Genomic DNA, 15,003 nt, shown 5'->3' on the forward strand with positions numbered 1-15,003 from the left:
GATAATGGAAGCCAAAAATTTTAAAAATCAGCCAAAATTTAAATTATTGGATTTAAGTTATTTAAAACAGGTAAGTAGAAATGATTTGGTATATCAAAGAGGTGTAACTAAAATATTTATAAAATCTATACCAGAAAATTTAGAAGAGCTACGTGTTGCCCTACAAAATAAATCTTATGCTGATTTGTATAGGATATTGCATCACATGAAATCAAATCTTTCAATTATGGGGCTAGATCAAACTTTAAACAGGTATTTTGCCGAAGAGTTGTGCTTAAATCTAAACATTCAACAGTTAAATGAAGACATAGATTTTATCACATCAATTTGCAGTGCTGCAGTAGAAGAAGCTAAAGAATATCTAAAGGTTATTGTTTAATTTGTTATTATTTGTTAATTATTTACGCAAACGAAATTCTTATTTCTATTTTTATCCATCATGATTTCAATAGCAAATGAGCATATCGTAGTTTCTTTTTCAAAAAAAGGGGCAGAACTACAAAGTATTAAAGGCGTACACAGCGGTACAGAGTTTTTATGGAGTGGTAACCCAAATTTTTGGGGCAAGTTTAGTCCGGTATTATTTCCAATTATTGGGGCATTAAAAAACGATACCTACTTTTTTGAGGAAAATACTTATCAATTGCCTAGACATGGTTTTGCCAGAGATATGGATTTTGAGGTTAAAGAAGTGAACGAGCACGAAGTTCTTTTTACCTTAAATCACAACCAACAAACCTTAAAAGTTTATCCCTTCGAGTTTAAATTGGCTTTACGCTATAAAATACATGGTTCTAGCGTTTGTTGCACTTACGAGGTTTCAAATCCTGGAGATAAGGATTTATTATTTTCGGTTGGTGGTCATCCTGCTTTTGCGGCTCCTTTAAATAAAGAGGGCAGTTATACCGATTACTATTTGCAATTTAACAAGGATGAGGAGTTAACTTATCATCATATTGTCGACAACCTGATTTCAGATCAAACCTCTACAATTAAACTTGATAACGGCAAACTGCATTTAAAACATGAGCTATTTTATGACGATGCCTTGGTATTTAAAAACTTAAAAAGCGATAGTATTTCTTTGGTAAATGATAAAAACTATAATGGTTTAGATTTTAACTTTAAAGATTTCCCTTATTTTGGAATCTGGGCCGCTAAAGATGCAGATTTTGTTTGTTTAGAGCCTTGGTGTGGCATAGCTGATTCAGTAAACCATAACCAGGAATTAGGCCAAAAAGAAGGAATAAATACATTAGCGCCAAATGGTTTTTGGGAAAGAACTTGGCAAGTAACTTGCTTTTAAAATGTTGTATTTTAGTAAAAGAAAGTGCAGTAATTCTTGGCAACTTTAGCCCCGCTTTCCGTTTCTGCCGATGAAAAATCGGCATCCACTTCAATCGGGTTTAGGAACATAGCAAGTGCAAAAATGCATGTTGCTTAAAAAAAATAGCCCCGACATACGTGTATTCCGATTTATCGGAAGCAGCATTGGCGGGATGGCTTTTACTGATATGCAGCGATTTTGCGCTTCAAATTATAATCAAAATGTTGATGTTAACATAACACACATTTCTATTTTCTACATTATATTAGCTAGCTATAATTTAATCATACCCGAATGGATTCTAGAAGAGATTTTCTTAAAAAAGCATCGTTACTTGCAAGTACGTTTGGAGCAGCCAACGTTATACCCATGTCTATACAAAAGGCAATGGCTATAAATGCCGAGCCTGGTACTACATTTTATGATGCAGAACATGTGGTGTTTTTGATGCAAGAAAATAGATCTTTCGACCATATGTTTGGTAAAATGAAAGGTGTGAGAGGCTTTAACAATCCGAGAGCCAAAACATTACCGAATGGCAATAAGGTTTGGTTACAGAACGATGCGAAAGGGAAAACTTTTGCCCCATTTCATGTAGATATTAGCAAAACCAAAATTACTTGGCAAGGTGGTTTGCCACACTCGTGGAGTGACCAAGTTGCCGCCCGCAACAAGGGTAAATACGACAAGTGGGTGCCGGTAAAATCGTTAATGAGTTTAGGCTATTACCAACGTGAAGATATTCCATTTTACTATGCAATGGCCGATGCTTTTACGATTTGTGATCATCATTTTTGCTCATCTTTAACTGGTACAACACCCAATAGGTTATTTTTCTGGACTGGCACCATTCGTCCTGAGCAAAATGCGAATACAGTAGCTGCGGTAAATAACTCGCAGGCCGAATCTAGAGACAATATTTTTGTAGATTGGCAAACTTTTCCCGAAATTTTGGAACACAATGGCGTATCGTGGAAGGTTTACCAAAATGAAATTTGGACAGCCAATTTGCCTGAAGGGGAGGAGGATGATTGGTTAGGGAACTATGGCGATAATCCTTTAGAATATGTTAAAAGACACCAGGTAAAATTATCGGCTTATTTTCGTAAAAACGGAGATACAACCAGCCATCCTGCATTAACTGCCGATGAGGTTTTGGCTAAATACAACAAACTCTCGCAACGCGAAAAAAACCTAATCGATAAAGCCTTTACAACCAATATTGATAATGATGATTATTTAAAATTAGCGCCATTCACTTTTACCAACGAAGAAGGAAAGCAGGAAACTTTAAATATTCCGAAAGAAGATATTTTTGAACAATTTAGAAAAGATGTTGATTCGGGGAATCTGCCATTGGTTTCGTGGTTGGTAGCGCCACAGCGTTTTTCTGACCATACCAGCTCGCCGCTTTATGGCACTTGGTATGTAAGTGAGGCAATAGATATTTTAACTAAAAATCCGGAGGTTTGGAAGAAAACAATTTTTATTTTAACCTATGATGAAAATGATGGCTATTTTGATCATTTACCACCATTTGTAGCACCAAAACCTAATGATCCATCAACTGGAAAAGTAAGTGAAGGTTTAGCCGCTTGGGCTGATTACGAGTTTAAAAAGGATAGTCCGATTGGTTTGGGTTACCGTGTACCCATGATGGTAGCTTCGCCTTGGAGCAAAGGTGGCTATGTAAATTCAGAGGTTTTTGATCATACTTCTTCATTAATGTTTTTAGAGAAATTTTTATCTCATAAAATAGGTAAACAAATTAAAAGTGAAAATATTAGTGCATGGCGTAGGGCAGTTTGCGGAGATTTAACTTCGGTTTTTAGGCCGTACAATGGTGAGCAATTAAGTGTACCAACAAGACTGAAAAAAGATGGAGTGATTACATGTATTCAAAATGCAAAAACAAAACCTGCACAAGTAACACCAAACGAATTAGCACAGGCCGAAATCGATAAAATAAATACATTTTTACCTTTTAAAAGTGGCGCTTCGGCATTTGCTGCAGTACAAGAAAAAGGAACAAAACCAGCTTGTGCTTTGCCTTATCAATTGTTGGTAAACTCGTTTAAAAATTTAGATCACATTGAGTTAGATTTTCAATCGCTCGCGACAGCTTTCGGACAAAAATTGCTAAATAAAGGTGCGCCGTTTAACGTTTACACACCAAGTGTTTACCAAAATGAAGCAGGCAGAACATGGGCTTATGGGGTAAGCGCTGGTGATAGCATTCGAGATAGTTGGAAAATATCAGATTTTGAGAATGGCATTTATAATTTGGCTGTAGATGGCCCGAATGGATTTTTTAGGCAGTTTAAAGGCGATAAAAACGATCCGTTGTTAAGTGTAAATTGTATTTATGAACAAAGTGGATTGCTTAAAAAACCTACTGGAAATATTCAGCTATTGCTAGAGAATTTAGAGATGGCTACTTTGCAAGTTGAAATTACAGATGAGACCTACAAAGCAAATTCAAAAACCATTAGCATTGCGGCAAACAGTAAAAAAGTTGTTAGTTTAAATTTGCAAAAAAGTAAAGGATGGTACGATTTTAAAACTCAAATTAAAGGGAAAACCAATTTCATGAAGCATTATGCAGGGCATGTAGAAACTGGTGAAGAATCGATAACTGATCCTTTTATGGGAGGCGTGATTAATATTTAACCACAGATAAAAAGGATAAACACAGATTTTAAATTGATATTTGATTGATAAAACACATCTGTGTTTATCTGTGAAGATCTGTGGTAAAAAAAGAGACAAATGCAACCAACAATAAGACCAATACAAGAAAAAGACAATGCTGCCATAGGCGAATTGATTAAGGCCGTTTTAAAAGAATTTAAAGCCAATAAACCTGGGACTGCTTTTTATGATGAAAGTACTAATCATTTATCAAGGTTGTTTACGGTTCAAAATTCTGCTTACTGGGTAATTGAAGATGAAGGCAAAATAATAGGTGGTGGTGGAATTTTTCCTACAGAAGGTTTGCCAACCGATACCTGTGAATTAGTTAAACTTTATTTACACCAAAGTGCCAGAGGCAAAGGTTTGGGTAAAGCCTTAATGGATAAATGTTTCGAGAAAGCAAAACAATTAGGTTACCAGAAAATTTATTTAGAATCAATGCCAGAGTTAAATCAGGCGGTTAGTTTGTATGAAAAGTTAGGCTTTGAGCGTCAATGCAATGCTTTGGGTAACTCAGGGCATTTCGGTTGCGATATTTGGATGGTGAAGGAGTTATAGTTTTTAACCACCAAAGAGAACCAAAGAATTTGTATTCTTTTAACGTTTCAAATTTGTTTACAATATAAGGCATTTAAGGAAATATAAGAATTCGCTGAGATTTTCTTAGGTCTCTTAGGTAGTTCCATTATATTTAGGTATTAAAACACCAAAGTAACCAAAGAGAACCAAAGAATTTGTATCCTTTTCACGTTTCAAATTTATTTACCATATAAGGCATTTAAGGAAATATTAGAATTTGCTGAGGTGTTCTTAGGTCTCTTAGGTGGTTCCATTAAATTAGGTGCTAAACCATCAAAGGGACCAAAGAATTTGTATTCTTTTTACGTTTCAAATTTGTTTAGCATATAAGGCATTTAAGGAAATATAAGAATTTGCTAAGGTGTTCTTAGGTTTCTTAGGTGGTTCAATTATTCTAAGCATTAACTAACCAAAGGAACCAAAGAATTTAGTAATAAAAGCAAAATTAATCTGTCTTGTGGAATTCCTCGTTTCTCGTAATGACAAAAAATCTTTGCGTTCTTAGCTCTCCGCGGTTAAACCTCAAATTACTCCAATAACAAATCATCATCATCGTCATTTAAACTCAACTGAATATTATCGTTGCCAGAAATACCCTCAATAGAGCCACGAATATGAGCAGCATTTAACAACACCTTTTCCAATTGCTTTTCTCTACTTTTCCATAATCTCTCCATGGCATCACGCTCACGTTGTATAGAAAGTTTCATACTCATAAAACCTTCACGAATAGCTTTCCATTGCTCAGAAAATTCGTTGCCATTTAAATAATCATAAAGCATGTGCATTTTATCGCCTTTGTTTTCCTGAGATTTTGCTACACTAAACAATTTGATAATCCCATCACGTAAAATGTAAGAAACCGCTTTAACCTCATCAAAAGAGCAAATCCAAACACCATCTTTTTCACCAAAACAATCCATCCCTTTTGGGTAAGCTTGAGTAACAATAACGGCCACATCTACACCCATGCTCCGCATATCTTTTTTCAATTTTTCAATCCACTCCATCGAAAAATCTTTGGTGCGCTTACTTTCATAAATAATACGACCGCATTCTTGTCCGAACTGGTTGCGTACATTATGCACACAATCTGCTCCGCGAACACCTTTGCCAACTTCCTCAATCAAATCGAACGGAAAAGTATTGCGTAACAGTTCTTCTAAAATTAATTCTTGTGCTTCGCCTTGTAATTGCATAGAACCTTGCTCGGCTTTACGCTTCATTTCTTCGGCTAATTTCTTCTGGTCATCAAGCTGTTTTTCTAGCTCCCTTACACGCAATTGATGTTCGGTATCTTTCAAGCTGTTCTTTTCCAATTCTTGTTTACGAACTTGCGCCACTAATTCTTCACGTTGCTCTTGTAATTTACGTTGTATGCTCAACTCCAATTCAGCTTCGCGTGTTTTAATCTCTTGTTCCTTTTTTAAAAAATCAATTTCTTTAGCACGAGCCAGTTTTAGTTTTTCTTCGTTTTCTAAATTAGCTTCCTTACTCATTCGCAATTGGTTCTCAAAATCTGCGCTTATAGTTTTGCGTAAATTTTCGGCCATTGTAGCTTGCAGCGTTGCTTTTTCTTGCTCCAGCTTTTGCTGAAAAGCCAATTCCTGTTGCTTTTTTTGCCTGTCGTAAAGTTCTTCTTGTTGCTTCCTTTGTTGCTCAAATGCTTCAGATTTGCGCTGAAACTCCTCTTCCTTTTGCTTGGTAAAAGAAACCATCTTCTCACGTAAATCCTGTTTATATTCTTCTGCCATCACTTCTTCAATAGGAAAAGAATGATTACAATTTGGGCATTTAATTTCTGTTGACATGTGCTAAGCTTTATTGGTCGCAGATTTTTGGGCGAATTCAAAAATACAGAAATTATAAATAGAAATTTACAGCCAATTGTCTATTTTTGGAACCCATTCGAACCAAAAATGCTCCAACAAATTCTCACTACTTATAAAAAATCTTTTACTGGCTTAAGTAAAGAAACTTGGTTGCTAAGTGGCGTTATTTTGCTTAACCGCTGCGGTTACATGGCAGTGCCTTTTATGGGCTTGTACATTACACAATCTTTACACAGACCAGAGTCTGATGCTGGCTTAGTTATATCTTTATTTGGGGTAGGAGCTATTTTAGGTGCAGCAGCTGGAGGTAAACTAACCGATATGTTTGGTTTTAGGCCTGTGCAAATCTACTCATCGGTAATTGGTGGTTTACTTTTTTTAGCATTTTCACAAATCACCAATTTCACAGCCTTATGTGTAATGTCTATACTGATCAGCTTTTTTTATGATGCATTTAGACCAGCAAATTTTGCAGCAATAGCCGCCTACTCGGCTCCTGGCAAAGAAACCAGATCGTACTCATTAAATCGTTTGGCAACTAATATTGGGTTTTCATTTGGCATTGCCATGGGTGGCTTAATCGCTTCCATCAATTATAAATTGCTTTTTCTGGTTGATGGTGTGGTAAGTATTTTAGTAGGCCTAGCCATATTTTTATTATTACCTGCCGTAAAAGGTTTTAGAAAAGCAGCCATCGAAAAAGCTAAAAACATCATAGTACGTAAACCTTGGCAAGATGTATGGTTTATTAAATTCGTACTGCTAACTTGTCTTTTTGCAACATGTTTTTTTCTCATGTTTAGGGTAGTGCCTGTATTTTTTAAAAAAGAATGGCACATTGATGAGGCCATGATAGGTTTAATATTAGGTGTAAATGGCGCCATTATCGCTTTGTTAGAAATGGTGATGATTAGCAAAATCGAGAATAAAAAATCGCCACAATTTTACATCGTAACAGGTGTGCTAATTGTTAGTGTTTCATTTATGTTTTTAGTGCTGCCAGATTCGTTTCCTGTTGTTTTAGCATTGCTTTGTGTAATTGGCTTTACCTTTGGCGAAATGTTTTCGATGCCTTTTATTAACACTTTTGTAATTAAAAGAAGCAACGAATTTAACCGAGGGCAATATGCGGCTGGTTTCTCAATAGCTTGGTCTATTGCGCAAATTACGCCTGTTGCGGGTTTCTATATCGCCGAAAAATTTGGTTACAATACACTTTGGTTGAGTAGTGTTATTGTGTTATTGTTTTGTGCCTACGGTTATTATTCTTTAAATTATAAAGAAGAGTAAACGGCGGGATAATTTTTAAGGAAATTAAACGATATCACTTCCTAATATTTGCTCCCTTAGTAATGTTGTTTTTTCAAATACATTCAACAACATATAAAATTATAAAATTTTTGATGACATGAGTGCCGTTTATCCGAGAAACTCCAAATGCTCAAAATATAAATTATTTTTTCAAATAGAATTTAATTTATCGGTTTCATTTACCTCAAAAATATAGATTTTTAGGACAAATGGCATTGCTGAAATTTTTTAAAATAAAATACTTTGCGGTTAAATTTTTAAACCTTATCTTTTATAAAGAATTAGGTTTTTAGCATTGCTGAACAGTAAAAAGCTTGATTTTTATAATTGCATTTGATTTACGCTATTTATAAACTAAATGTTTTAACGTTTATTCTTTCTGAAGCCTCCTCATAACTCTCACCTTTTTTGTTGAACAAATTATTTCATAGCTATAAATGAAAAATATATTTATTTATCTAACATTTTTCGCTTTTTGTTTGAGTGTAAATTTAGCGAATGCTCAAATATCCAATGATTTATTTAAAATTTTGCCAGACAGCATAAAACCTAAAAATCCGGCTAAACTCACAGATTTAGAAATCAGAAAAATATTAACTAATTGTGATAACGATAACTGGAAAAATTTTCCATTAAAAAAAGACTTATATAAATTATTGAAGGTTTTGCTAAGCAGAATTGATTTTAAAGAAGCTACTCCCAATAATTTAGAAAATATATTTACTTACACAAAATTTAATCAACAAGAAAGAGATAGTTTAACGCTAAGGTGGAGAAATGATGATTTGTTTTATAAACTTACTTCCGCATATACAACACTTGCCCAAAAAGTCCCGAGAAGCGAGATAATTGGCGAAAAGCTTATTCGAATGTATATTTTTGAAGCTTCACATATAGAGAATAGAAGCAATGGGATCGAATTGGCGCTTAGAAAATATAATGAGGCTATTAGATTAGTTCCAAATATAAAAAATTACCCAGAGCGGTTGTCGGTTGTATACGCGAATATGTCATTGCATTTTGCTCAAATTGGACTTCATTCAAAAGCTTTGGATTTTATAAACCTAGCAATTAATACCTATAAGAAAGCAAATCTTAAAAATGTTAATCTGAAAATTAGGGATAGATTTAAGCTATATGGCAGAATTATCCATAATAACAAAACTTTTATCCTTTTTAATTTTTACGACAAAACTTTAAATAAAAAGTATTTAGATAGTGCTGCTGTTTTGTTGAAAACATTTAAAATTTACGATAAAGATAGTGCTACTTTGGATAGTGTAGGAACTAAATTTTTTGATGCTAATTTTAAGATAAGAAAGGGCGATTATCAATCTGCGTATAAAAATTTGTATGCATTAGATACCATTAAGCTTAATGCAAAGAATTTAATTAATGCTGGCAAAGATCAGAAAAAGCCACTAATGATATATTGTTTAATAAAGCAGGGTAAATTTGATGAAGCAAAAGAAATTGGGATATCTACTCACTATTCGTCCTGCCAATTTAACTTGCTATTTTTAAGTTGCTTGTCAGAACTTAAAAAAAATGCTGTTAAAACTGGTAATTACAAAGAGGCTTTGCATTGGCAAAACCAAATTAATTCTTTAGATCGTCAAATAAATGCATTAAACAATAGGGGGGTTGTTTTCAAGATAGACCAAAAATACGATATTGCCAAAAAGCAAAAGATAATATCAATTTTGCAAAGTCAAAAAAAATTACAAGAGCGCAATACAATGTTAATTGTATTTATTTCTCTAATGATTATAGCTTTAATAGCTATTATAGCTTTATGGCTATATGCTAAATGCAAAAGCCAGGCCATATTAAATAAATATATTGAACAAAAGTTAGTTTCTGAAGAAAGAAAGAGAAAAGATGAGTTAATGCTGCAGAAAATGCAATTTGAATTAGATAAGAGCAATCAGCTTTTAGCACAACGCAAACAAATTTCTGTAGATGTGCATGATGACGTGAGTGGAAACATTACAATTTTAAAGTATTATATAGATGATTTGCAACAACAGGCTACGCATGAAGAAACAAAACATTTTTTAAACATCATTAATGAAGAAGTAGCAAGTATTTATGAGGTTGTTCGTTCGTTTATGCAAAACTTAAGTAATGGTTACAAAAGTGAGAAATTTGTATTAGTTGATGTTTTAATTGGTTTTTGCCAAAAATTAGAAGAACAACACAACATAAAAATTGATTTAAATTTGAATGAGGAACAGGCGGCAGAAAATTTAACTAAAGAACAGCAATATGAGCTGATGCGCATTTTTAAAGAGGCGTTAACCAACATTATAAAATATGCAGCATGTACCAAAGTTACCCTAAATCTGAGTTTTGATAAAGATAATTGCCATTTTGAAATTAGCGATAACGGCGTTGGTTTTATCCAAAATAAAGTTGTTTTAGGATATGGGATAAAAAGCATCAAAACTAGATTGGAAACATTGAATGGGCTAGTTGAATTTGTTACTGCAGAAAACCAAGGATTAAAAATAATTGGCCAATTTCCTTTGATTATTTAAATTAAAATCAATCGGCTCATCTCTAAAAACAGAATCTCATCATTCGATAGCCTAAATGTTGCATATACTTAATGATTAAACCGCAATTTTATTTATTGGTAGTTGTAAAAACCATTTTTTATGGCAAATGCAATTAAGTCGGCAATTCGGTTTACCTTAAATTTTTTCATGATATTTCTATGGTAAGATTGCACCGTATGCGGACTTAAACCTAGCTCGTGAGCGATTTCTTTAATTGTTTTACTGTTACAAATGCCATTTAACACCTCTCTTTCTCTAATTGAGATGCGATAGGTTACCTGTTCATCTAAAAACACGTAATCTAAAAGTTGGCTTTGAAGGTTTTTACCTATGTATTGCTTGCCAATAGAAACCACTTCAATTGCAGTTATAAGTTCTTTTATCGGACTTAGTTTGGCTAAAAAGCCTTTTGCTCCAGCTCTAATCGCTTGTTTAATAGTCTGTACATCTGTTAAACTAGATAATACAATGATGTTTAACTTGCCATTAAATTGTTTCTTACAAATCTCTAAAAATGTTAATCCATTCATGTCAGGCATTAAAATGTCTAAAATGATAATATTAGGTAAAGCCTGGTCATATACCTGATTTAAGAAATTTTTACAGCTTGTATATGTACTGATTTGAATTCTGTTATTGTTTTCAGTGATAGACATAGATAAGCTGTCTAGCAAAATTTGGTGGTCATCAATTAATACACATCTCATAAAATTCAAAAAATAAAATCTTTCGTTTAAGCTGCTCTTCAAACAGCTAGTTTGATATTATAATGGTTTGGTATTTAATCGTTATTGGCCCAATCATTTTTTTACTTGCAAAATATGCATTGATGATAGCGGAATAGCTTAAGATAAATAGGATAACCATTGTAATTTCTATACAATGATAAAACAAAAATTATAAGTCATTTTACCTAAAAATTTGATAAAAAAATCTATTGCTTATTAATTTCCTCAAAACACCACGTTTTGCACACTGTTTGGGTTATTGTTGGATAATGCATCTCCGTATCAATTCGGTAATAGCTTAAAATTAATGTATTATTTTAAAGCAATTTAGGGATTTCTACCACCCATGGTTCATTTACTTTTGTAAACAATTGGTTTTCAGCTATTCTGAGAGCCTTTTTTTATGTGATGTTTACAAATTTAACAAAAGCCTTTAAAAAAAATAATCTCGATGCTATGTTCATTGCTTTGCAAACTGCCAATGCAGTTAATGATTACTCAAAAAGCAACGGCTGAAAAGGTTATAATCCTCAATACTTAATAAACAATACTATCTACTTTATCTAAATTAAAATGAAACAAAAATTTACTTATTTATTATTCTTGCTCACCTTCTGTAGCCTTATTGGTGTTGGAAGTGCTGCCCTTGCGCAAAGCGTAACGGGCACCGCAACAACAATAGGCTGTAAAGATGGGGGCACTATTGTGGCTACACCTACTGGTTTAGGTGCCACACCGCAATTTCAATTGTTAAAAGCAGGTGTGGTGGTAGCGCCGGTAGCAGGCGACGCCGTTCAGTTTACCAACATCGACACCTTTTCTGGTTTGCTCAGTGCCACCAATTATACCATAAAGGCAAGGGCCGCTGCTGGGGGTGCCATTTACACCAGTGCAAATATTGTGGTAAACAACAATTACAACGATATGGTGGTTACCACACCCACTAAAGTAACGCCATGTCAGAGTGGCTCTGCTGCATTAACAGCCAGTGTTGTTGGTGGTAAAGCACCTTTTACCTATACCATTGCTTTACAAAGTACACCAAATACTATAATAGAGAGTAGTGGTTTAGTGAGTAATTTAAGTTTTACATTTAGTCCTTTGGGCATTAATAACTATATTGTAGCCGTTACAGATGCTTGTGGGCAAACGATTACATCGGCATCTGCAGTTTCTCAAAATGGAGCGATTATCAGTCAATTTGCTCCACTGAATTTCGTTTTAGCAAGACAAGTTGCAGGGGATTGTGATGATAAAATTGTTCTTAAAGCCAAAGATGGTTTTGCATACACAACAGGCAATGTTCAATTGTCATCAATGGATAAGGCAAATTTTTCTTGGCGATTAGAATTTAACGGGCTTTCCTATGGTCAAGACACAAATGCGGATGGTAATCCTGATCTAGCAGGTGCTGATTTTCCCCTAACAACTATTTTTACTACATTACCCGATGGTATTACTAATGCCACTAATGCTTTGGCAGGAAATCCAAAGATGGTAATTTATGATAAATGTGGTAACTCAAAAACGTTTGCACCAAGTATTGCTAAGGTAGGTGTTCTTTATTCTGTATGTGGTAGTAATGGCAAAATTACTTTAGCAGATAACTATGGGGCGTCAACCTTTTCTTTAGCATGTTATCCAATAAATTGGACTTTTACAAGTGCAGGCAATCCTACAATTTCATATGTGCAAACCACATCAAATGGAACAGTCCCTAATAATTTCGTAACTAGTGTTGATTATTTTGTAAGTGCAGTAGATGCACATGGTAATAACGCATCCTTTTTAGCTTCACCGACATCATTTTTAATTCCTTCAACAACTAGTAGTTATAATTTTACTTCTGGTAGAACGTTACAAGCATATAACTCGGCAGGAGTTACATTTCATGTGGGTTATGGAAATATTGGTGATGTAATAACAATTAAAGTTATTTCTTCTGATGTACCCTCAATGGTGGGTTACACTTATCATAAAACTTTAACAGTTTCAGGATCGTCTAGTTTTACTACAGGGACAATATTTCCTGCAGGAAATTATACATTTGAAATTTCAGGTCCTTGTGGTATAGCTACAATAACTCGAAATATTTTAGGCTACTCCGGTGTATTAAGTAGTTTAACTACTACACCGGTCTGTGGTGGCTTTAATGTTATCCCAATAACCTCGCTAGTTGAAGAAAAAACATATTATGAAATTGTTATAGTTTCAGGTCCATCTAATGTAGGCGCAGTGAGAGATCTAGCCACCGCAACTCAGGCTATACCTTTTAATGGTTTAGCCTATGGTACTTATGTTTTTGGTATTAAAGTTAAGGGAAGTAGTGTAGTTTTTAATACTCAAACAGTAACATATAACTCAGCCAATGCCATTACGGTAAACACGGCAAGTACAGGCGGCTTTGTGTGTAGTGCAGGCGCTACCAATGGGGTGTTAACCATTGTAGCTACCACTAACTCGCCAGCTCCTGGTGATGTTTTAGAGTATGCCATAAGTTTAGATGGGGGTGCAAATTTTGGCGCTTACCAAAGTGGCAACACTTTTTCTGGTTTAAGCAGTGGCACTTATTATTTTAAAATAAAAGATGGTTGTGGTAACATAATTACGCAAACTGCCCAAATAGGCGTGGCAGCAACACCAACAGCCAGCGCCAATGGTAAAACTACACCAGTTGTTTTTTGTAATTTACCAAGTGGCAACATTCAATTAGATGTAGATATTTTAGGCGCCGATGGTTATTTATGGGCTGGACCGGGTATTACGGCAGCTAACCAAAACCTTAAAAACCCAGTTATAGATTATAGTGCGTTATCAGTAGGTACAAATACAATTACCTGTACCATTACTTTGGGTGCACCTTGTAATACCACAACAGTATCTACTTTAATATTTAATGTTAACCCACTGCCAAACGTTGTCATTACAAACCCAGCAGCAGTATGCTATGATAACAAAGTTGATCTTACAGCAGCTGCAGTTACCGCCGGTAGCGATGCAGGTTTAGCCTATACCTATTTTACAGATGCCGCAGGTACAATTGCTTTGGCAAGTCCATCAGCAGTTGGCGTTAGTGGTACCTATTATATTAAAGGTACCAACACCACAACAAATTGCGAAAAAATAATGCCTGTAACGGTAACAGTAAACCCTTTACCAATTGCAACAATTACGTATGCAAATGGCCCTTACTGTACGCGTGGTACGGCATCGGTTACCCAAACTGGTGTAGCAGGTGGTACCTATACATCAGATGCTGGTTTAAGCATAAACGCAACAACCGGAGCAATAGATTTAGCTGCAAGTACAGCGGGTAGCCATACCGTTACCTATAGTTTTACCAACGGTACCTGTGCCAATACTACAACAGCTATTATTACCATCAATGCCACCAATCTACCAACAGCTCTGGCAGATTTTAATGCGGTATGTAGTGCTTCGCCAGCAGCACCAACTTTAGTAGATCCTTGTGCTGGTGGTTTAACAGCTACTACCACTACTACTTTCCCAATTACAACCATTGGTAAAACCGTAGTAACTTGGACATTTAATTACGGCAACGGTTATACACAAAATATTACACAAGATGTATATGTTACTTTGCCAACAACACCAACCATTACCCCTGCAACAGCAACTACCTTCTGTGCTGGTGGTTCAGTAGATCTTTCTGCTACTGCCGCAACCGCTTATAAGTGGTATAAAGGAGGTGTGTTAATTGCTGGTGCATCATCACAAGTTTACAATGCTACTACTTCAGGAGTTTACACCGTAGAAACGAGCAACGGTACTTGTTATTCGGCTGCTTCTACTGCGGTAACAGTAACCGTTAACCCATTACCAAATGCGCCAATAGTTGTGGTAACACAGCCAATTTGTGGTACACCAACAGGTAGCATTGCCATCACGGCAGTTGCAGGGGAGACCTACAGCGTTGACGGAAGTGCCTATACCTCAACATTGACCTACGC

General features: G+C 35.0%; 9 protein-coding genes. 7 read left to right on the forward strand and 2 right to left on the reverse strand.

From position 1 onward, the window contains the following. Positions 1-4: 4 nt before the first annotated feature. The 4 genes from AC07XU_RS07360 (at position 5) to AC07XU_RS07375 (ending at position 4,579) form a co-directional block, all read left to right on the forward strand. The gene (locus AC07XU_RS07360; RefSeq protein WP_494942974.1) at positions 5-379 is read left to right on the forward strand and encodes an Hpt domain-containing protein; all 375 of its coding nucleotides are present in this window, start codon (positions 5-7) and stop codon (positions 377-379) included. Positions 380-439: 60 nt separating this feature from the next. Then, complete coding sequence (locus AC07XU_RS07365; protein ID WP_494942975.1) at positions 440-1,306, forward strand: aldose 1-epimerase family protein; 867 nt, start codon at positions 440-442, stop codon at positions 1,304-1,306. Positions 1,307-1,621: 315 nt separating this feature from the next. Further along, the gene (locus AC07XU_RS07370; RefSeq protein WP_494942976.1) at positions 1,622-3,997 is read left to right on the forward strand and encodes a phosphocholine-specific phospholipase C; all 2,376 of its coding nucleotides are present in this window, start codon (positions 1,622-1,624) and stop codon (positions 3,995-3,997) included. A gap of 99 nt (positions 3,998-4,096) precedes the next feature. Beyond that, entirely contained in the window at positions 4,097-4,579 is a 483-nt protein-coding gene (locus tag AC07XU_RS07375) for a GNAT family N-acetyltransferase (protein ID WP_494942977.1), read from the forward strand. Between the two features lie 548 nt (positions 4,580-5,127). On the opposite strand, the gene AC07XU_RS07380 is transcribed toward AC07XU_RS07375, so the two are convergent. Continuing rightward, positions 5,128-6,411, reverse strand: coding sequence for a DUF2130 domain-containing protein (locus AC07XU_RS07380; protein WP_494942978.1), 1,284 nt, complete (start codon positions 6,409-6,411; stop codon positions 5,128-5,130). A gap of 108 nt (positions 6,412-6,519) precedes the next feature. Here AC07XU_RS07380 and AC07XU_RS07385 point away from each other — a divergent pair, with 108 nt between their 5' ends. Both AC07XU_RS07385 and AC07XU_RS07390 read left to right on the forward strand, forming a co-directional pair. Continuing rightward, on the forward strand, positions 6,520-7,722 hold the full coding sequence (locus AC07XU_RS07385) for an MFS transporter (protein WP_494942979.1): 1,203 nt from the start codon (positions 6,520-6,522) through the stop codon (positions 7,720-7,722). 458 nt (positions 7,723-8,180) lie between these two features. Beyond that, positions 8,181-10,283 (forward strand): sensor histidine kinase, encoded by a 2,103-nt coding sequence (locus tag AC07XU_RS07390; protein ID WP_494942980.1) that lies wholly within the window; start codon positions 8,181-8,183, stop codon positions 10,281-10,283. A gap of 92 nt (positions 10,284-10,375) precedes the next feature. Here AC07XU_RS07390 and AC07XU_RS07395 read toward each other — a convergent pair whose 3' ends face one another. Then, positions 10,376-11,011: a response regulator transcription factor gene (locus AC07XU_RS07395; RefSeq protein WP_494942981.1), complete on the reverse strand. Its 636-nt coding sequence runs from the start codon at positions 11,009-11,011 to the stop codon at positions 10,376-10,378. Positions 11,012-11,605: 594 nt separating this feature from the next. Between AC07XU_RS07395 and AC07XU_RS07400 the strand changes: the two genes are divergently transcribed. Then, a partial coding sequence (locus AC07XU_RS07400) for an Ig-like domain-containing protein (protein WP_494942982.1) occupies positions 11,606-15,003 on the forward strand: 3,398 nt, incomplete at its 3' end.

The sequence above is a fragment of the Pedobacter sp. GW456-11-11-14-TSB4 genome (assembly GCF_059424425.1).